We start from the raw sequence: 21,004 nt of genomic DNA on the forward strand, positions 1-21,004 counted from the left end.
ACGAAATAAGAGTTCGCTTAGCGAACTCTTTTATAGCGTAACAATGATAAGTATACCGAGTCATAATGCCCTCATGCTCTGTGCTGTAAATGCATCAGAGTAGCTCTTATTTCAACTCATATTAACACCAATAGATTGGAAGAAATTTTTTGTCTCTTCAAACCTTGTATTCTTAGGGATATAGATGAACAACCCTAATCTTCCTCGAGAAAGTAAAACTCGATAAATATTCCTTACAGTCCTATCCTTATCCTCATATTTCTTTGTAGGCCTCACTACCCAATTGCCATTTTCCATCAAGAAGTCACCACCAAAATAGAGGAGGGGTATATTAAGCTCCAGCCCTTGGCAGACAAACTCTGTTGCGACTGCATCTAATTTGGATGAATCTTTGAAGTACCACTTTCCGATAACTTCTTGTGAGTCTGTTTGTTGCATCATTCTAGCATTGCCTAAATACGTTTGATGATCCATTAATCGAATATTAGATGATGAAATTAACCCATAGAATTTATCTCCCGTTTCTCGTGCATGAGCCTCTAAATAACTCTTAGCACTTTCCAGGTTATCGACAATATGGATGAAATAACCCTGCTCTCGAAGCTTTCTATTTTCCTCTCTTGCTACGTTAATATCTGCAGCTAAAACCGCTTCAATAAATGGAGTTGTATTTATAAAGTTGGAACGTATTGTTGTATCTAAATGCAAGTCATCTACGTAAGTAACATTAGACAAATGACTCAACTTATTTTTTAACGTAGCAGGTGCATAGATCTCCCAGTCAGAGTATTCTTCTTTTTCAATCACTCTAACCCACGTTTCAAATTCGTTTTCTTCACCTTTATAAATGCTTTGACCAAAACCGATGGATGCCACAACATTTGTATAACCACGTTTATCAAAGGCAGCATCTTGAACCTTTAAAATCAATTCTGGTTCACTCATCCCGTACAATGCGCCCATTTTCTCTTCATCCCACGCCCTCTGAGCTTCATCAAAGAAGATGGTTGCCAAAAACTTAGCATTGGTAAATGGTTGTTTATTATAACGATCAAAATATGCCTTCTTGTATGCCAATACTCCTTTGATTAAAGAGTCTCCTTCAGCACCAGTAGAAGCATTGGTTAAGAGATACGATAGAACCTTTTCTAAAGGGCCATTCCCTGTTAAAAACACAGCATTAAAGCCTTCTTGATTTAATTTATAAAGCGTATGGAGCAAGGCTAACGTCTTTCCTGCACCAGGTACGCCTGTTAAAAAAACTAACCGTTTCTTATTGTGTTTTTCCACAGTTATTTCATATAACACTTTTAATATATTCCGTAACTCGTGTTCAGAAATGTTTTTAATCATAGATAGATCATTTGACTTAAACATACTATACGTTGCTTTTAATATATTTTTAGATGGTTCATAGGCAGAATTAGCCCATGTTAAAGATCTACCTTCATCTAGACATCTCCTTAGTAGTAATTCCTCAATTAAATGGATTAATCCATTTCCTTTTACTAGCGTGTACCCATCACAATGTTGTACTAAATTGTCCGTGCTAGTTGTTAGAATAAGCGCACCTTTTACATCGAGACCCATCTTCTGTGTTTCATCATGGTAACGTCGAAGGAAGTTTAAATAGCCGCGGAGCTGATCGACATCTTGTGTTAAACTATTATCTTTTCTTTTAAACTCTAATACCAATACAGTTCCCTCAAAAAGCATAATTACGTCAGGACGACGATAGTTTGTAAACGGCAAACAATACTCGAATAACAAAATGCTTTCATCATATTTTGTTATATGCTTAAATTCAGTTTTTAAATAGTCGTAGCAATCTCCCCAGGATTTTTTCTGAGTAGTAGTATATTTTAAATCTAGACTTGTCGTAAATGTTCCTAGCTCGTTTACAAAACTATCTCTTAACATCCCTTTCAATTGGCTAAGCGTGTATCCAACAAACTCTTTTCGCATTTGTAGTATCCTCTTCTGGGAGTTATTTTGTTTATTTTAGTTGTTGATCTACTGAAGTTCTTCAGCATACTTTACCTCTCTATGTTGCTTATAACAAATGAAATGAGAAAGAAGCTTTACCAATTGAACTCATGGAAAGCTTCTAGTTTAAACCCAAATTCAACTTAGCGGCAAAGTATATCTAAGGTCGGAATATCTGCTGGCGCCCATCGCAAATCTCTAAGATTATTAAATTGTATCCAAGCAAGTTTCTCATGTTCAGTTGCTATCGGCTCCCCTGAGATAATTTTTGCTTTATAAGTAATTAGTCTAACTTTAATATTTGGATACTCATGTACATTATCTGTGATAAACTCACCTACTTCAATATCACACAGGAGTTCTTCCTTAATTTCCCTAATCAATGCAGTCTTTTGATCTTCACCTTGCTCAATTTTTCCGCCAGGGAACTCCCAGTATCCAGGAAGAGACATCTCCATTGATCGAAGAGCGCAAAGAACCTCATCTCTTCCATTAATCAGTACCGCTCCGACAACATCAACTTGCTTCATAAAACATTCCTTTCGTTATCATTATTAATAAGAAAATTTTGAATATATGATGTAATACCATTCTATAATGAAAAATCCTCCAAATATATGAATTAATTAAAAAGAACCCTAATAAACCTGGGTTCTTTAACTAAAGTGTATAATTCACTTTCAGTGAAGATACTCTATTCAAGAATATATTTTTTGAAGCGTCTGGTGCTAGCTCACCGTGACAAGGAGGGGACTTTCACTTTCAATAATTCTTCCTTACTTATTTATATAATAATTCTAGGACTTAAAATCAATTTTATATACCCCATTAACCAATCTAAATGGCGCAACTCCCGCATCCATAAGAGCATCTGTCTCTTGTAAAAGATCCCCATGATGCGAAAACGTATACTCTCTCAGTCTTCTCCTTAACTCCGCCTCTGGAGCTGATCCCCCAAACTCCTTACGAATTATATACGTAATGAAATCCGTATTCGATTCGATAAAAGAAGGATTCTTTCTCTTCAAGACAATATGTCCCTTTGAGCCTAACAGAAGAAATCTTTCGTCCCTCTTCAGACAATCTAATAGCAAATCCCGCGACCATTGTAAATCATTCGTTAGTTCAGGCATGAATTCTAATTTAAGTCCGCCTTCAATGATGACAAATGGTTTCACGAATGACATATAAGCCCTATCCAACAACTCATTAACACTCAGATGGAGTCGTTCTTTAAACGAATTATTCCAACCTAATACATCCTCATGTATATACTCCCCTAGCTGTCCTCGGGTGTAATAGAAGATCTTCGTTGACTCACTAAGTGCCATCTCTAATTTCAAAGAAGAGGTTCCAATCTCTTCAGTTAGCCAATATAACATTTCTTCCCTGGAAACAACCTCACCCCGATCCAGAAGATAGTTTTCAATCAGGTATGTGAAGGAAATCCCTTCTTCCTCCATCCCTTTCAGAACAATATGCGGCGCCCTTGGACAAGAGAACTGTTCTTGGCAATGCTCCCTAATTAGACTATAGAGTAAATACGGGTTGTTGATCTGCAAGGATCTACATTCAGACTCCATCTCATCAAATGCTCTTTTCACATCAATGGAAGTATTGAAGGCAAGCAATTTTTCGATTCTATTACTAATTGGTTTTAACGATGCTTCATCAAGATGATTAAAGGATTCTATTAGTCCATATATACCGTGGTCAACTTGAATAATCTCATCATCGTTCGATAAATTAATTTCCAACGTAAATGACTTCCATCCTTTATTCACCACAAACTCCGCAAGTAGCTGTTTTCGCGTCACCTGTGGTCCCTTCTCACGGATGTACTCCTTAATCAAATCACTGTTTCTAATACTTCCTGTGTCTCCAAATCGTGTAATTTTCGGATATTTAGGCACAGTAAAGTAGGTAGAGAACCGTATTCTCAGTAAAGTATAGAGGGCATATTCGTTCGGAATGTTCCTCTCTTTCAACTCCGCTTCGAAAATCCCGTAAACCCCTCCAACAGAAATGGTTCGTTGATTTTCCAATTGCAGGGCAATTTCTTTCGCCACTTTCTCTAATATCTCGATATCAGGATGCACGAAGGAATGATGAATATATACACCGCGGCCCCATAAGTAAAATTTGTCTGAATGTTCTTCCCTAGTTATAACGGAATAAAAGTCACGATCCTTCTGGAATGAATGGGGAACTATCTGATTTCCTTTAACTAAGAGTTCAGCAGCATTTTTATAAGCTTCCACGCCTTCTGGATATTGCAACATAACTAGAGTTACAAGGTCAACTTTCGAATAGTTTGCCAGAATAAACTGCCCCGAGGCTATTTGCGTAAAATACTGTTGAACCATAAAACGAAAAACTTCAACGGAGATCCCTGTTTCATTAGATCGTATGGATAACATTTCGTTTAGCTGCGTTTCATCAAGGAGTCTTCCGACACATTGGTTATCCAACCAACTACCGAGTTCTTTCTCAAGAACAGCTATTTCTGCTTTACTAACCGTAGAGAAGACATAGTTGTCGTACTTCAGGTAAATTCCCTCATTCTCCAAAGCCTCAATAATCAAATGATCACTAAAGTTCTCACTCTTGAGAAATTGGTTTATCACTAGTCCCTTTTGCTCCTTTAATCGTACTTTCAACAACAATATCCAATTGTTTCCTTTTTGGCTAATTTTAGAGACTGCTTTTTTAATAATCTGGCGGATACGCTCACGCGTCAACCCATACTTTTGACCACATTCTTCTAATGTGAATCGCTTCCCATTATGAATACTCTGGAATCTTTCCAGAAGTATGTCTACTGTCCTGGGCTCAATATCCAATTGCTGGCATAGTGTATCGGATGTAATCATGTCTTGTATTGTTGTAGAAAACTGCTGAAAATAGTGGCGTTCAAGTTCATCTGGTGGAATGAGGCTGGTTCTTTCTAATTCTAACTGCTCCTCGCGCCATCTCTCTAACTTGAGCTTCAGATGCTCATAAAATTTGGAAACTACTCCCTTACCGACAGAGGGTATTTGTGTTAACTCAACAAGATTACCTGGTAATTGTCCGTAGGTTTCTACCTTTTTTAATGCCATTTTGGAGATCAGCAACGGACAGGTTACGAAGTCCTTCACATCAAATTTCACATTTAAAATCGATTTAGGTAAATCTATATTTTGATGCTCATAACTGATTCTTTTTCCCTCACTAAGCTCAGTTGTATCTTTCTCTATTCCTTTCTTGATGGAAAGACTGGCACCCACCTCACCATCAGCTACTAAACGTATCAATTCACTAAAAAACTTACGCAGATAGGTATTGCCTATCCCTTTCATTTCTTCGAATTGGTGAAGCTCTGCAGGCAAATCTCCGATTGTTTCCATCCCGTTTTTTTGTAAATACCAAACTAATTTGTTGCAACCCTTAAAGTTTTCATAGTTGATAGGGAACTCTGATAACTTCGGTGTAATAACGACACATTCTCCAGAAAAACAAACTTGTTTCATCGCTTCTTCTGCCGTAGCACTGTTTACTTGTTTTTGATTATGTTCTTTTTCTTTTTCTTGCTTTTGTTCTTGCTCTTGCTCTTGTTCTGCTCCTAACTCTGCTTCAACTTCTTTTACTTGTTCTTCCTGATAGAACCAGGGTTTAAGTATAACGAGCACTTCTTCATAATGCGTATTCATTAACCACTGTAAAGATGGAACTGGAATATGATTTAATTGCGATAGGTGATGAATGCCATAATGGAGGAATCTTTCCGCCATACTCACAGGCAAAATCTCCCGAATCTCACCACTCAATGGCTTGACTGTATGTAAAGTTATTGTGTTTTCTTCATGATTTAGTGTAAGCAACCCTGCAAGCTTTCCTATGAACCGAGATCCTAGAAACCACAAATGCGTAATGATATCATAAAATTTTTGTTGATCTTTCGCGTATATCGCTCTTAAATGTTCATCATTGATTTCTTTAAAATAATGAATGCCTAATAGTCCAATTAACTCAGACACAGGTCCAGGAGAATATACCTCGAGCTTTGTTTGCATAAGATAAGCTGGCATTATAATTTGAGACTCTACAACTTCATCTATTTGCTTGATTTCATTAGATTCATTTTCAATTGAGGCTTCTTTTTTACCTAATAAAAACCAGCCAGGTTTTTTCTTCGTGGCCCCACTTCCTTTTGGGGTGAATTTAAAGTAAATCCCGCGTTCTTTTAACGGAAAAAGAATTTTATTTAGACCCCAACCCCCGACAATCCAAAGAGCGCCACCGGCATCTCGCTTATCAATAGACTCAACTGAATTTTCCTTAAGATATTCCAATAGATCGAAATCTTCTGTCTTTATTTTTTTAGGTACTTCCACTTCAATTGGTTTCGTATTCTTAGCTTCTTGGACAATTCCTTTCATATCCTCCAATTGCATCACAGAGCTTGCAATAGAAGAAAGCATGACCTCTTCTTGCATTTGACGAATCGTGCTTTGAATAGAAGGCATTAGTGTATTCTCTAGCGTACTCTTCAGCACTTGAGAGATTAAGGCACTCATTTCATCTTTATCGATGCTCCCTGATCTTTCCATAATAGGAAGTCTGTACGCTGGAGGTTTAAACACTAAATCTCCATAAACTTCAAAGAGCCATGAGGATAATTCGTAAAGAATTTTATGTGCTTTCAATGATAGTTCAACAGTTCCATATTCGGTTTCGTGAGCAGCTTTATTCCCTTGTAGTCTCAACCAATCCAAACTATTCCGAATGTCCTCGTTAATAACTTGTAATCGAGCTAACTTATGAATTCGATCTACCTGTTTGACATCGAATACTTCGTTGATATTCTCTTGCTTCATAACTAGCTTCGCGAACTTTTCTCCAAATAGTCTTGCTTTTACAAGAACAACATGGGGATCCGCATAAACACTTCGCTCAATACTTGCCGCTAACTCAGCAAGATCTTGATATTCGATTTGCAAAAAAGAAAATAACTCTTCTTTCGCTTTCATGTTGTCCTCACACTTCTTCTCATTATCTAGATTAAATCTATTATCCAATTACGACTCTGACATCGAGATGTCAGAAAACAAATGTTGCTATCGACAAAAAGGACACGAATGTCCTATATGACGCTCGTGTCTCAATTTTATATCAGACATTCTTCAATGACTGAAGAACTACTTATTTGGATATTATTCGACAAAAATGTAAGTAATCCTCTTTTTAATGATATTAATGTAGTGCCAATTTAGCACTGTTTCCTTCTTCCAGTTACTTCAGGCTGGACATTCTGCCAGTAATGATGTCCATATTCAATGCATGTATCCTTACTGCACGACTGAACAGATCCTTCATAGTCTCATTGCATATACTTTTGACATAGCTATCCTGTCCATCTAGGTAACGATCAACCTTATCCTGTTTCAGTGTAGCTGGGAGACGTATGAACTCAGATCTAACTTTCTTAGTTCTGGTATAACAAAAGAGGGCTTACTTCCAAAACGACCAGAACCGCCAAATCAGAAATGAAGGCCTGCGGAAAGCAAAATTAAAACGTCGAGAAGTACAGCCAGGACATAATTGGACAGAGTGGATTGAACTCCTGAAAAAACATGATAACAAATGTTTCTATTGCGGCGAAAAGATGACCAAAAACGCAGGATTAAAGCAGAGAACAAGAGATCACTTGATTCCGCTATCACGTGGCGTAAGCGACTATATCGAAAACATCGTACCAGCCTGCCGTTCCTGCAATTCTTTTAAAGGCACGAAAACAGTTGATGAGTTTTTATTTAGTAAAAAATAACATTTGGAAGGGCAGGAATCAAGATTTTCTTAACCCCTGCATCATTCTACAGCTCCCTAACAATCTCGCTATCAAGAATTGCTTTACGCTTCTCCCAATCAGGCATCAATGAGTAGAGCATTTGGTAAAAGTTATCACTATGATCGTTGTATCTGAAGTGAATCAGCTCGTGTAATACAACATAATCAATGCAATGTTTAGGAGCCTTAATCAATTCAGCATTAAGCAGAACTGTATTCGAATCGATAAGAGCAGAACCCCATCGTGCCTTCATTAAACGCTGTTCAATCTTCGGTCTTTGAATCCCGTACTTTTGTACCAATAGGTACTGCTTGTCTAATGATTCTTCGAATATTTTGAGTGCCTTTTCTCGATACCAATCATCCATCAATTTTGCTTTTCGAGCATGGTTATTCGAATCCTTAACCGTTAGGACAATGAATCCTTGATAATACTTAACCTGTTCTTCTTCAGAAGTTACTTTCAACCGCAAACGATATTGCTTACCTAAATATTTGTACGATTCGCCGCTGACATACTCCCGTTCACTTTGTTTGTATGGCTGAACCTGTTCGAAGGTCTTTACATTTTTCAAGATCCATCCAGCTTTACTCTTTACAAAATCATAAATAAAGCTAAGTGGAACCTTTTCTGAAGCAGATACCATAATTGTCATGTCAGGTTTAATGTTTAGGTTCACATTCTTTACATTTTTACGTTCAATGACAAATTCGATTATTCGATTGGCATACTCAATCTGATGTTTATCCATGCTGTCACAACCTTAATAACGTCGTAAAGCTACTGTCTTTATTTGTTCAATAATCTTATCCACTTGATCGAATCCCAGACTGACTTTATGTTCTTTTGTGAAATCAAAAATGAGATCATCTAACTCCTGCGCAATCCGATTATGAACTTCCATGTTATCATGCCAATCAACTTTGGTATAGGATCGAATGATGTCCTCCATTTGCAAGGCTAATTCAGCTAGCAACTCATCACTCATCTTCTGCTCTTGCATGATGTCTTTAGCTACACCATAGAAAGCCTGAGCATTAGAGTTTTTCTTGATGCTGTCAGGGTATGCCTCAACAGGTTCGCCATGTTGATATTCCTTTTTCAGATCATTCATTCTCTGTAAATATTCAGCTTCCGAAATTCGCTGTTGTTTATATGCATCAATAGCTTCTTTGATCCGTTCAGAGAACTTCTTATAATAGGCAGGATTCTCATCCCATTTCGTACTAATGCTTTTTGTGAGTCTAGTGCGAATCGCATCTGCTTTGGCACGTTTAGATTCTAATCGCTCCAATTCCTCTTCAAATGCCTTTTCATTAAGAATATCAACAGGATTCGTGATCCGAATAATCTGTTCTGCCGAAATGTAATGATCCATTAAGTTTTGCATCTTTGCTTCATACTCTCTATGATCTATGGAATCCGAATACCGTAGCTTTACTGCCTTTCGAAGCTCTTGATAAAACTTCAAGTCTCTCTTATATTTCTTCAGTTCTTCTGCTGGCAATGCGTTATAGATTTTCTCTGACTCTAACGCAATACCCAGGTTTTGACCAAACTTAGAGAGAACCCCATAAAACTCTTGCCTACGCTCCTCATCTTCCAGCCATACCTCATACTCTTCAGTATCCGCTTTATTTTTGATCGGAGCAAAGATTTGAAGCAAGTCGGAGTAATATTGCCTCAGTGAACCAACGATACTGATCACATCATAAATGGCTCCCTGTAAGTCTTTTGGATCGAAGTTTTCCAGACCTGCACCAGAGTACATCTCAAGTGCTTGATCGAGTCGATCCAGTAACCCTCTGTAATCAATAATCAATCCATAATCCTTACCATCATATAAACGGTTAACCCTGGCAATTGCCTGCAATAAAGTATGTTCTTTCATCGGCTTATCAATATATAATACAGTTGCCCGTGGTGCATCAAAACCTGTAAGAAGCTTATCAACGACAATTAGTAACTCAATCTCATCGCCATCGATGAAGTCCTCTTTAATGGCATCTTCATAAGAATCATCGTCACCATACTTATTCATCATTCGATTCCAAAAATTGAGCACCTTATCTCTCGAAACTTCGTCAACGACTTCATGCCCTTCACGCTGATCGGGTGGGGAAATAACGACTGCACAAGTAAGATCGCCAAACTCCTCAAATGCCTCCAAATATCGGATCGCTTCGATCTTACTATTAGTCGCAAGCATCGCCTTGAACTGGCTTCCCTGTGTTTTGTAGTTATCCAAAAAGTGTTGGTTAATATCAAAGGCAATCATGCTGATCCGTTGATTAGAGGATGCAATTCGTTCGAATTGACTCCACTTTTTCATGACCTCATCTTTTTGCTTGTCATTCAAATTTCGTGTAATCATTTCCAAGCGTGTATCAATTGCCTTTTGATTGACGGTCTGATCAACCATCTTTCCTTCGTATAACAGTGGAACTATTGCTTTATCTCTTACACCGTCTGCTATCGTATATGTATGAATTAATTTACCGAACTTTATCATCGTGCTCTTTTCTTTCTTCATGAGCGGCGTACCTGTGAAACCCAAATAACAGGCGTTCGGGAAGACTTTTTTCATTTTGATGTGAAGTTCACCGTATTGTGTACGATGCGATTCATCGACCAATATGAAAATGTCTCTGGATTCAATAGGCTTTTGCTTCGCTGAAGCAGTATCAAACTTATGTACGAGTGTCGTTACAATATCTGTATTGTTGTCGTTAATGAGATCCACCAAATGTGAACCCGTTGTTGCTCTACTCGCCTTTAACCTGGTATGCTTAAATGTCTTATGTATTTGTTTGTCTAGCTCCACCCGATCCGTTACGACAACCACTTTCGGATTATGTTCGTTCATTTCAGAGAGAATATATTTCGCCAGCATCACCATTGTTAAGCTTTTGCCTGAGCCTTGCGTATGCCAAATAACACCTGACTGACGATTTCCGTTTTCATCTCGTTCTTGGATGGTCTTGATGATCTCCTTGATTGCAAAATACTGTTGGTATCGAGTGACCTTTTTCACGTCTTTATCGAACAATGTGAAGAAGTGAGTCAGCTCCAATAGCCGCTCTGGATGAAACAGTGAAATAATGTTTTTATCCTGCATCGTCGGCAAGCGACCTTCAACTGTTTCATCCAATAACGCCTGCAACCATTCTTTCTTTTCCTCTTTCCACACTGACCAGAACTTTTTTGGCGTGTTACATGTTGCATACTTGGTTTCATTTTTGTTGGTTGACATGACGACTTGAACATACTTAAAAAGCTGAGGAGCGTAGTCTTTCCCCTGATTGCGAATCATCTGGCTAATGCCTTGCTCCATGGAAATCGATGCCTTCTTGCATTCAATAACCACAAATGGAATCCCATTCACGAACAGCACAATATCAGGTCGTACCTTCCCACGCCCATCCATACGCTCTACGGCGAACTCTTCAACTACATGAAAAACATTATTCTCGAAGTTCTCCCAATCGATATATTGGATTGTAAATGACTTCTTCGAACCATCGGGCAAAAACTCTGTATAGCTCCGTCCCAACATCAGCGTCTCGAAGATCTTCTCATTCGTCTTCACAAGCCCATCTGTCAATGGCTCATCCAGATCCCGAACTGCCTGGTGAATATTATTCTGACTGAATTTATATGTAACACCTTTGTACTCGTACGAATTGAACTCTTTCAACTTCTCTTCCAATATCGTTTTCAACAAAACATCATAGAGAGTGCCTCGCATTGATTCAGCTTGTTCGGGGGCAAGAAGTCGATAATTCAATCCTTGCAACAACTCAAGTGCAGGCTGTTGACTAATGTATTGCTCATCATAGCTATTTGGTCGCTCCACATTCACACCTCCAGAGTAGAGATTAATAAAAGAGGGCAAAGGTTAAACCTTTACCCGCACTTTCCCTGTAAGTAAGGATTCCATTATCCCCTTTTTCTGCTGTTTGAAACATTCGAGTTCACTTTCCAAAAGTTCAATATGATGATTCATGCAGAGTAAAATTTCTGCAATCGCCTTTTGTTCCCTTATATCTTGCGGTACTGTCACTTTGATTAACTTTAAATTTTCATATTTCAGATTCAAGGTATCATCAACCAACCCCTGAGAGTATCTTCTAAATAGGTTGACTATGTTGGGAGCCTTGAATAGAAAACCTATAAAATTTGAATCTACTTTGTTAGTAGGCTTTAAAATTGTATACGCAGGACTTACTATCCCCTCATACTTTGAAACACTTGAAACACCTTGCCACATTCGCATAGTGTTATAACCAATGTCCAAAGGCATTATCCGTTTATATTTCGATTTATCTTCACTTGAATTATCTTTTATATCGACTTCAGAACGTCGCACTATCCCTTTCTGAGAAGTAATAGCTAATAATTCAAGATCATTATAACCAATTTCTTTTCTTTCTTTTAATAAATCCCCTAACTTTGACTCTATCCATTCTCCATTAAACCCTGCAACTCTGACTTTCCCTGTCAACAACCTCTGCATTAACCCTTTTTTCTGCTCTTTTTTTAGCTCGATAAGTTTTTCTTTGAGTTCAATTGCATTATCCCAGGTGGAGAGAATAGAAGCGATTTTATGTTGCTCTTCTATTTTGGGGACTATATGATAAAAATCTCTTTGTAAGGTAATTGGAATCTGATTTCGAGTAGATTGTTTCATCACTCTCTCATACTGTCTAACAAAGTAAACCGACTGCATAAATTGAACTAAATATTCAGGAATGAGTTCTTGCACATTACATCTGTAATACGTAAGGGTCGTACTCAAAATTACAAATTCATAATCATTTTTTAGTATAGCAACAGGTCCTACAGTTGCGTTGTGAGCAAAAAGAATATCTCTCTCAATAGCGATACCTTTCTTGAATTTCGTAGCTCTTTCAAAAGTCAAGAATTTAGACTTATCATACTTTATGATTCCACTTTCAATTGTATTAGCACTTAAATACGGAACTCCTGAATCGACGAACTCGTCAGATTTTGGATATAATTCTCCATGGTTGCCATCCAAGTGTCCAATGATCAATCCTCGTTCTATCATTTCATTTAATTGAATAACCATCCAATCAGAAGGAACTTTTCCAAACTTGGTGTCTTTGAATTCTGTAAATTGTTCCATCACTATTTTTGCATCAGTCACAATCTCACCTACAGTCCAATTTCTTTAAGGTATTTGTTCATCTGCAGTTCAACCTCTTGAAGTTCCTGCTTAATATTTGAGATATTTTCTTGCACTTGCTCCATATTTACTTGTTCTTCTTCCTCAAACGTATCCACATACCTTGGAATGTTCAGGTTGAAGTCGTTATTTTTGATCTCGTCCAGCGTGGCAACATATGAATATTTCTCAATAGTTTCATACTTTTCATACGTTTCAACGATTCTTTGTAGATCTTCTTCACGTAATTTGTTCTGATTCTTACCCTTTTCATAATTACCTTCACCTGAAGCATCAACGAACAGCACATCTTTGCGCTTGCGATCCTTCTTGAAAACCATAATACAAGCTGGGATTGCTGTACCGAAAAAAAGTCCTTCGGATAGACCAATAACGGCATCCAATAGATTCATTTCAATGATTTGCTGGCGAATTTTCTCTTCACTTGCTCCCCGAAACAAAACGCCGTGCGGCAGAATTGTAGCCATGCGACCATTTTCAGCTAATGAATAAAGCATATGTTGAACAAACGCATAATCACCTTTAGATGTCGGCGGTACGCCCCACTCAAATCGTCTATGCTGATCCAAGCTTGCTTCCATCTTGAACTTCTCATCCGTGTTACCTTCACCTGCAAAACCCATTGCCCATTTATCAAGTGAAAATGGCGGGTTCGCTACAATTGCCTGAAACTTCATCAACTTGCCATCTTCCAAGTGAAGTGGATTAGACAGCGTATCTCCCCACTCTATCTTTGCATCATCAATACCATGCAAATACATGTTCATGAGAGCTAAGGAATGGGTTTGTCCATTCCGTTCCTGCCCATAGATCGCAACTTTCTTGCTCTGCACTTGATTCGCTACTTTAATCAGCAAGGAACCAGATCCACATGTTGGGTCATAAATGCGATCATTTTCTTTTGGCTTAACCAATCGAGCCAGCAGTTCCGACACCATCGAAGGCGTAAAAAATTCTCCTCCTTTTTTTCCAGCATCCGAAGCAAATCGTTCGATCATAAACTGATAAGCATCGCCAATGACATCTTCGCTACCAACAACCGATGGCTTCAATGTTAGCTTATTGAAATCCTCTAACAATGCACGGAGCATCGCATTTCTTTCTTTCGCTTTGCCGAGCGTTGCTTCGCTGTTAAAGTCGATATTACGGAATACGCCACGTAGTTTCCCTGTATTCTCATTCTCCAAACGTTCCAAAGCCTTGTTGATTATTTCACCAATCTCAATATCCGTCCGTTTGCTATATAAATAATCGAAAGTGGTTAGCTCATCTAAAACAAATCGCTCTCTGGATAACGCACGTTGAATGCGTTGTTGATCCCCGTCATAGCGTTTCGTATATTCTTCAACGTGCTCTTTGTAAGCATCGCTCAGGTACTTGATAAACAGCATCGTCAGGATGTAATCCTTATATGTACTGGAATCGATTTTCCCCCGAAATGTATCCGCCGCTTGCCATAAAACTGCATTTATTTGCTGTGAAGTAACTTGTTCACTCATCATTGTTCCTCCTATGAACTTATCCTCTATTTCCAAAGCCCTGCTCTTCTATTATACATGATAGGAAGGGAAGCGAGTATGCCTTCACCCTCCCTACAATTATCGGGATTAATCAATCTTTGAATAAGAATTAGAAATACCCATCAATTGATAGCTATCCGTGTAGCTTTTCTCATGCTTACCCTTGGCTTCTTCCATCGCCTTTTGGTACAATTCATCTGCATGAAGCAACATCTGAGCAACTTCTCGCTGGTGATCAAATGTAAGTTTCGGCAACTTTATCGAAGCAACATCCTTATGACTAAGTACCGTGACTGTCGTACCTCTCTGATAAGCTTGTAAATAATACTGCCCGATTGGACTTTCCATGAATGCCTTAATAAAATTTGGTTCATACTTTGATCGATCTGAAACCCGAATCCGAAGAAAATTCTGTGAAAATACAAGTGCTTTCTCTTGGATGTCTTCTGGTTTCACAACAGTCATTTTAAGCAACGTTCCTCGACTTGATAGCAATACATCGCCTGCTTCAAGTTCATAATCTCTTGCTCGTCTTGGACTCAAGGTGATTCCCTTCAATCCCTCCGCAATGATTCGATCATCCTGAACGTTGACAAGATTAACCAGGTAATACGTTGCCTCTGACTCCTCGCTTTCATCTTGGGTTGGATTAATTCCTCGTTCAACATCAGCAATTTCACCAAGCAGGACCTTTGGAAGCTCCGACTGCTCGTATTTCTTTCGGTTAATATTTGCATTCCCGATCTTTGTGGATACCTCTGCTTTTTCAAAGTACCTCTTTGGATGCAGGCTCCAATCGTTATCGGTAAGCTCGTTAATCGAAACAATTCGACTATAGCCCTCAATCTGCTTATAGTTTTGATAAGCATTGATTAGTGACTCATCAATAATGTTAGTCTTTCAGTAATCTGATTAATTGAACTTGTTATTTCTTGTAAATCGATAAATATTACATCAACCTCCACTTTATCATTACTTGAAAATGATAAGCCTAGCTGTTCTTGAAGAAATATTCCCTCATGCCAAGGGTATAACAGATAAATTTTTCGAGCGTTATACTTCTTAGAATAGGCATACATTTGATACATATCAGCTTGGGAAATTCCGTAATTTGGGTATATATGACTAAGCAACTTCCATTTCGTATCCATTATCACTATGGAATCGCCAATTTGTAGAACTATATCTGGTTGTAGGTTAAATTGTTTTGGTTTATCAAACAAGTAATATTTTTTATCTTGAAGTGTAACTTTATGGCTAGTTCCGAAGTGTTTACTTATGACATTCCCCACGTAAGATTCAAAAACTTTGTCCATTGGAAACAAGAGAGCAAATGCTAAATTTGAGCCAGCAAATGTTGTAAAACTCTTGTTCATTAAGAAGAGTTTACACCAAGAAAGTGGTAGTTCATATCCCTTCATACTTCTATCTGTCTTTATACTAGCAAAATCCTTTTCATAATTAGTTGACGCTTCCACTAATTCGAAAGCAATAAGCAACTGCTCAATATCTTTAATATTCCGAGAGTCGTTTGATAATTTTAAAAGCTTCATTAGAGTCGCTTTTATCAATTTGTTTTCAGGCCTGTTCACATTAAATACATCATAAGCTACATAGAACCGCTCTTTGTGAACAATATTTTTCTTTATGTGTTCACCAAAGATTAATTTCCCCTTATAAAACTTTTCATTATCTTCGTGTTGTATATAACTCGAGCGTAAACCCCTCTTTGTTAACTCACGTGTCTCGTCAATAAACATTTTTATGAAGATCTCATATAAAGTGTGTTTGGTTACACCAAGACTCGAGTTATTGAAAGTTTTAAAAGGGAAATCCTTTAAAGATTTAAGCATCTTTAAGAAAACTTTTCGTGTTTGAGTATCAGACTGCGTCTTATCTTTAAAATAAATCTTTGGAAGTATTTCTATTTGGGTACCATCATTCATTTGAATAAGTCCAACATAATTTTTCGCACTAATAACCTTACCAATACCTCTTTTACTTGAGATAGACATGAGCTCCAATGCATCTGCCCTGGAGTCATCTTTTTGGGAAATAATAAAACTCTCGAGCTCATCAAACGATTTTTCTGGAAGGGGTACATAATTTGAAGGAAGCCCTGTCAGATTTCCTCTCACAATGGAGTCGTATTCCTTGATAACATAGTAATTTTTCAAGATGATCACCAATTTTTATAAGTCATAGATTTGCGTGTAAGAATTAATATTATAAAAAGCATCTTGGTTGATCTGGAATATATCTTTGTCGTCTATATCTGTTTCCAAACTAGCACCAAAGAGGTTCGGATCAATCTTAATACTTCTAATGAACTTCAATTCATCCGTCTTATTTACATCTCCAAGAATTAGCTGAATCTTTTTGTAATCTTCATAAAAATATTCCTGTAACAAAGGAATAATCGAATTTTTAAATATACTTGCAAGCCGCTCGATCGATGGATCCTCCTTCAGTTCAATAAAATACGCGTGCCCGATCATATGCTCTCTGTCATAGAGTACTTCAATTCTCTTATTCATTTTTTCAAGCAGTTTGCTTATTTCAATATCATGAACAAATACATCGTCGAGCACAAGACTCTGTGGCATCATTTCAATGAACTTAAACCGTCTTCGAAGTGCAGTATCTAATAATGCGATTGATCTGTCCGCGGTATTCATCGTTCCAAGGATATAAACATTATCCGGAACACCGAATTTCTTCTTCGAGTAAGGTAGGATAGCTGTTAACTCTTCGTCTTTACCTAGTCGCTTCGATGTCTCAATTAGAGTAATTAACTCACCAAAAATCTTTGAAATATTACCTCTGTTGATTTCATCAATAATAAAAACGTAATTATTAAATTCACGCTCTACACTGATGGAATTTGAACTAGAATTTGAACTAATTTCTGGGTACTTTTCAATTATCTCCATGAGATCTGACGAATTAATTCTGTTTAGTTTATATAGAGTTCGAAGGGTTAAGTTTGTATTTCCATTAAGGGCGTAGATGTTTTCTCTAATATTGGTCGCAAGCCATTTTACAGCTCTTTTTCTCTTATACTCAACTAAACTATCGTCAAAGTCATAGTCTCCGATGACAATCCCGATTGCATCAATAGTAGTCTTATTGAACAGCGAAAGTACGATATCCCCTATACTCATGGTATCTTGGAAGTCTATCAGCATATCTCGAACAGTACTTGTATCACAAGTTGTATCAAATTCAATGTGCTTAGGTAAATGATCCCAACCAATTCTTATACAGTTATTCCTGAAGCAGTCTGTTTTCGTAGGATTTTCTCCTGCTCCTTCTAAGGAAATCTTCCAGACCGTAGGATTACCAGATATCAAGTCAGCATCGTTGCTCGTAACCACTTTTAGTTTTGAAGCAGAATCACAAAAGGCTTTAAACACTCCAGGTTCCAACGCATACTTGATTTCACCTGTATTTTCATCGTCAACAACTGGCTTGATACCTTCAATAAATTCCTCATACCCAAAAGATTGGTGGAATGTGGTAAATGCAATCTGCCCCTTATCTTTATACTCTTTATATCTTAAAAAGACATGCTCATAACCTGCCCCATCGACTTCTTCTTCAATTTGCTCAAAGCTTTTATTTTCAATGATAGCCAAAGCATACTTCACAGTATTATACGTTTTTCCTGTACCCGGAGGGCCGTACAAAATTATATTCTTATCGTTCATGACATTACCTCCAATTAAAGAAGCTCTATTTGAATTAATTCCATGATCTTCCGTTCCGTCCTCTACAGCCCTATTATAATAGAGCTGTAACTCTTCAACTGCATCTTCAATCGATTTTAATAAGCGATCGCTACTCATTTCTAAAACGTCATTGTAACTAAAACTTCTACCTATCTGTAGTTTGTGATATTCTCTTTTCTTTGCCTTTTCAATCGTGGATGCAATTTCATTTTTTTCAACTTCTTTTAAAGCTGAATTTCCATTTACTGAAACAAAGTATTCAAAATTTGTATGGGCTGAATCAAGTATATCCATATACTTATTATGTCTATTAAATACATCTATCTCGCTGTCTTTGTCTTTAATTTCTAATGAAACTCTAAATCTAATTTGACTATTTACCCTCTCAGCGAAAATGGAAATACTTGTAGAATACGATCTCTTCAATGGATTCTTTAGCTCTATCCATAAATAGTCGCGAATTGCTCTCCTACTACCATCTAACCATTGTGAAGCTGTTTTTTCATACATATATCCTTTAGAACTAAAGTAATTTGCAACCTTTAAAAACTCTTTAACTCTTTCTCTGCCAAGCTCTTTAAGTGCTATCATTTCTTGTTTTTGATCTTTATCTTCAATTTTATTGGAATCCTTATAGTACCTCTTACCATAATCTCGAAGAAAGTCTAGGATTTCGATAAATTTAATCTGTGGCTTCATATCTAAAATTGATCCCTTCCTGATAAATTCAGCGTACTCATTATTAACAAATCGAATCAATTCGTATATGGTTATTGACCCCTTATCTGTTTACACGAATACATCATGATCTAAGGTATCTGGTACTTCCTTCACGCCATTAAATTCATTTCCATAAGTTAACCTTCGTAGTGACCCTTGAGCGATCAAAAAGTTATGTGTACTTGCTTCATGGTGAGCATGCATTGTACCACTGCGATGTTCTTGCATTCTGAACATCATTATTACATATATTTTTTGCTTCTTTTAGAATGTCAGGCTGTTTGAAATAAAAGTTAGCCACAGATAACGATTTGCTACGGATGCCGCGAAGATACTCGTTATAAGCCATAATTGCCGTTGCGGTCCATACTGCATCCGTAACATTGTCGAAATTCATTTTGAACCTCCGTTATATATTACTTTTTTCATATCATCATGGGGAATATTACCTACCCTTTACTCCATATTAACTGGTCTTATAAAAAAGGAAAGCTTTTCTTCACGAAGAAGTATTTACTAAAGGTGTTTGGATGTTGGATGAAGAAGAATAGCAGCAAAAAGTAGACGATAAAAGTCGATAACTCCACTGTATCCGAGCAAATGAGACGGCCAGAGCTGTTTCTGATCTTGTAGGGATATACCTTAATTTACAGTAATGGAGGATGTGTATGAATCAACCTAAAGCATTTGGAACGTTTACTAAACGAGGTAGTCATTCATTTCGAACATCAGCTTATATCCAGTGGGGGATTTCAATAAAGTCTATTGGAGCAGCATTACTGTTGAACCCTGGATCAGCCAATTTCGATAAATTGAGTTCTGAGCTAACTACTGCACTTCATACCTTAGGCAATGTAGAAGGCGAAATCTACACGGATCCGACAATGAAATTATTAATTAAAATAATAGAAGGTATATATGCAGCAGAACATCTTGACGGACGATTTCAAATCTACAACCTTTTTAACTTACAAAACACCGATAACAAGCATGCCATTGATCAGTTTGAGAGCCTAGTCGAGTCCGGAGAGTATGACATTATGGAATCTTTGGTCACCCATAATGAATTAATCACTCATCCTTGGATTTATCTTGGATGGGGTGTAGAACAGAAAAGTAAGTGGAAGAGTATTGGATTAGTAAAAGAAAGCTGGTTGAATTTAATATCTAATTCAGGGGTACCTACGTTTGGTAAAAAACATAGTAAAACAAACGATTACTATCATCCCTCTTATGCTATCTATCGTCCTACTATGATAAATGAACTCATCAATTTGTATAATCAAAAATTTAAAATTAAAAAACAACGTTTTTCACAATATGCAACTAAACCAAATTTACTTATCGACCATACACCAGTTGAACAATGGGTTGAATCTGATTTTGGCTGGTTTATATCTCCGTCCAATCCTGAAACAATTGTAAGCGGCTTTTCACATCTGCATATTAAAGAAGGTTACAAACTGCGGGCTTATCAGTATACTCATGGGGCAAATGGTAATGGTATTGTTTGGGCTATACCTGAAGATACAGAACTACCAGACCCTAACGAGTGCACTCAAGTAAACGAACATATTATATCGACACCGAAACCAGTATTTGCGTTAGACGACTTTATGCAGATCATTGACGGAGATAAGTCCCCTATGTCTTATTTGCAAGCATCAATTATATTTCACGATCTACATGAATTTGGAGCTGTTTGGCACGGTACTCAATGGGGACAGGATGTCATTCTACCGCTTAATGAAGATTACAGTCTAGGCAATCACGATTGGGAAATGATCGAGGATATACCTGAAGTAATCGAACCTCATTTCTACTATTGCGATGAAGGTAATCCAACTGTTGTATTCCATACGATAAATGATATTGGTACTGTTACAATGAATCGATATGTCCATACTTTTAGCAAATCAGACTATACACTTAAATTTGAACGATTCATTATCGCTACTGCTGGTGGAGAAATCATCTTTTAATTGTAGTCACAAAATAGTTTTAGTTT

Annotated in this window: 13 protein-coding genes; 2 read left to right on the forward strand and 11 right to left on the reverse strand. The window is 37.4% G+C overall.

Annotated features, from left to right (window positions below; translation table 11 throughout):
* Positions 1-111 precede the first annotated feature (111 nt).
* From GON05_RS01670 to GON05_RS01680, 3 genes are all read right to left on the reverse strand, one after another.
* The gene (locus GON05_RS01670) at positions 112-1,965 is read right to left on the reverse strand and encodes a DNA/RNA helicase domain-containing protein (protein ID WP_157317520.1); all 1,854 of its coding nucleotides are present in this window, start codon (positions 1,963-1,965) and stop codon (positions 112-114) included.
* Positions 1,966-2,129: 164 nt separating this feature from the next.
* On the reverse strand, positions 2,130-2,516 hold the full coding sequence (locus tag GON05_RS01675) for a (deoxy)nucleoside triphosphate pyrophosphohydrolase (protein ID WP_157317521.1): 387 nt from the start codon (positions 2,514-2,516) through the stop codon (positions 2,130-2,132).
* Positions 2,517-2,783: 267 nt separating this feature from the next.
* Positions 2,784-6,998 carry a sigma factor-like helix-turn-helix DNA-binding protein gene (locus GON05_RS01680; RefSeq protein WP_157317522.1) on the reverse strand — a complete coding sequence of 1,405 codons (4,215 nt, stop codon included), beginning with the start codon at positions 6,996-6,998 and terminating at the stop codon, positions 2,784-2,786.
* Between the two features lie 593 nt (positions 6,999-7,591).
* Here GON05_RS01680 and GON05_RS40035 point away from each other — a divergent pair.
* Positions 7,592-7,795: an HNH endonuclease gene (locus tag GON05_RS40035; protein WP_397368836.1), complete on the forward strand. Its 204-nt coding sequence runs from the start codon at positions 7,592-7,594 to the stop codon at positions 7,793-7,795.
* 46 nt (positions 7,796-7,841) lie between these two features.
* Here GON05_RS40035 and GON05_RS01690 read toward each other — a convergent pair whose 3' ends face one another.
* The 8 genes from GON05_RS01690 to GON05_RS01725 form a co-directional block, all read right to left on the reverse strand.
* Positions 7,842-8,567 (reverse strand): M48 family metallopeptidase, encoded by a 726-nt coding sequence (locus GON05_RS01690; RefSeq protein WP_157317524.1) that lies wholly within the window; start codon positions 8,565-8,567, stop codon positions 7,842-7,844.
* A gap of 12 nt (positions 8,568-8,579) precedes the next feature.
* Positions 8,580-11,672, reverse strand: coding sequence for a type I restriction endonuclease subunit R (locus GON05_RS01695; RefSeq protein WP_181646085.1), 3,093 nt, complete (start codon positions 11,670-11,672; stop codon positions 8,580-8,582).
* A gap of 42 nt (positions 11,673-11,714) precedes the next feature.
* Positions 11,715-12,986 carry a restriction endonuclease subunit S gene (locus tag GON05_RS01700; RefSeq protein ID WP_157317526.1) on the reverse strand — a complete coding sequence of 424 codons (1,272 nt, stop codon included), beginning with the start codon at positions 12,984-12,986 and terminating at the stop codon, positions 11,715-11,717.
* A gap of 8 nt (positions 12,987-12,994) precedes the next feature.
* Positions 12,995-14,524 (reverse strand): type I restriction-modification system subunit M, encoded by a 1,530-nt coding sequence (locus tag GON05_RS01705; protein ID WP_157317527.1) that lies wholly within the window; start codon positions 14,522-14,524, stop codon positions 12,995-12,997.
* A gap of 108 nt (positions 14,525-14,632) precedes the next feature.
* Positions 14,633-15,088, reverse strand: coding sequence for a restriction endonuclease subunit S domain-containing protein (locus tag GON05_RS01710; protein ID WP_157317528.1), 456 nt, complete (start codon positions 15,086-15,088; stop codon positions 14,633-14,635).
* Between the two features lie 329 nt (positions 15,089-15,417).
* Positions 15,418-16,722, reverse strand: coding sequence for an McrC family protein (locus GON05_RS01715; RefSeq protein ID WP_157317529.1), 1,305 nt, complete (start codon positions 16,720-16,722; stop codon positions 15,418-15,420).
* Positions 16,723-16,737: 15 nt separating this feature from the next.
* Positions 16,738-18,975, reverse strand: a complete 2,238-nt coding sequence (locus tag GON05_RS01720) for an AAA family ATPase (RefSeq protein ID WP_246238755.1) — start codon at positions 18,973-18,975, stop codon at positions 16,738-16,740.
* A 208-nt stretch (positions 18,976-19,183) separates the two neighbouring features.
* Positions 19,184-19,393 (reverse strand): hypothetical protein, encoded by a 210-nt coding sequence (locus GON05_RS01725; protein WP_157317530.1) that lies wholly within the window; start codon positions 19,391-19,393, stop codon positions 19,184-19,186.
* Between the two features lie 271 nt (positions 19,394-19,664).
* Between GON05_RS01725 and GON05_RS01730 the strand changes: the two genes are divergently transcribed.
* Complete coding sequence (locus tag GON05_RS01730; protein ID WP_157317531.1) at positions 19,665-20,978, forward strand: hypothetical protein; 1,314 nt, start codon at positions 19,665-19,667, stop codon at positions 20,976-20,978.
* Positions 20,979-21,004: the final 26 nt, after the last annotated feature.

Origin of the sequence: Paenibacillus anseongensis (genome assembly GCF_009757995.1) — a bacterium.
In the GTDB taxonomy this organism is placed as follows: domain Bacteria; phylum Bacillota; class Bacilli; order Paenibacillales; family NBRC-103111; genus Paenibacillus_E; species Paenibacillus_E chondroitinus.

What these genes read in the sequence shown, in the direction of transcription:
- GON05_RS01680 (WP_157317522.1), bottom strand. Translation starts at nt 6,998, where the DNA reads ATGAAAGCGAAAGAAGAGTTATTTTCTTTTTTGCAAATCGAATATCAA.
- GON05_RS01730 (WP_157317531.1), top strand. Translation starts at nt 19,665, where the DNA reads ATGAATCAACCTAAAGCATTTGGAACGTTTACTAAACGAGGTAGTCAT.
- GON05_RS01690 (WP_157317524.1), bottom strand. Translation starts at nt 8,567, where the DNA reads ATGGATAAACATCAGATTGAGTATGCCAATCGAATAATCGAATTTGTC.
- GON05_RS01670 (WP_157317520.1), bottom strand. Translation starts at nt 1,965, where the DNA reads ATGCGAAAAGAGTTTGTTGGATACACGCTTAGCCAATTGAAAGGGATG.
- GON05_RS01725 (WP_157317530.1), bottom strand. Translation starts at nt 19,393, where the DNA reads ATGAATTTCGACAATGTTACGGATGCAGTATGGACCGCAACGGCAATT.
- GON05_RS01720 (WP_246238755.1), bottom strand. Translation starts at nt 18,975, where the DNA reads ATGAAGCCACAGATTAAATTTATCGAAATCCTAGACTTTCTTCGAGAT.
- GON05_RS01675 (WP_157317521.1), bottom strand. Translation starts at nt 2,516, where the DNA reads ATGAAGCAAGTTGATGTTGTCGGAGCGGTACTGATTAATGGAAGAGAT.
- GON05_RS01705 (WP_157317527.1), bottom strand. Translation starts at nt 14,524, where the DNA reads ATGAGTGAACAAGTTACTTCACAGCAAATAAATGCAGTTTTATGGCAA.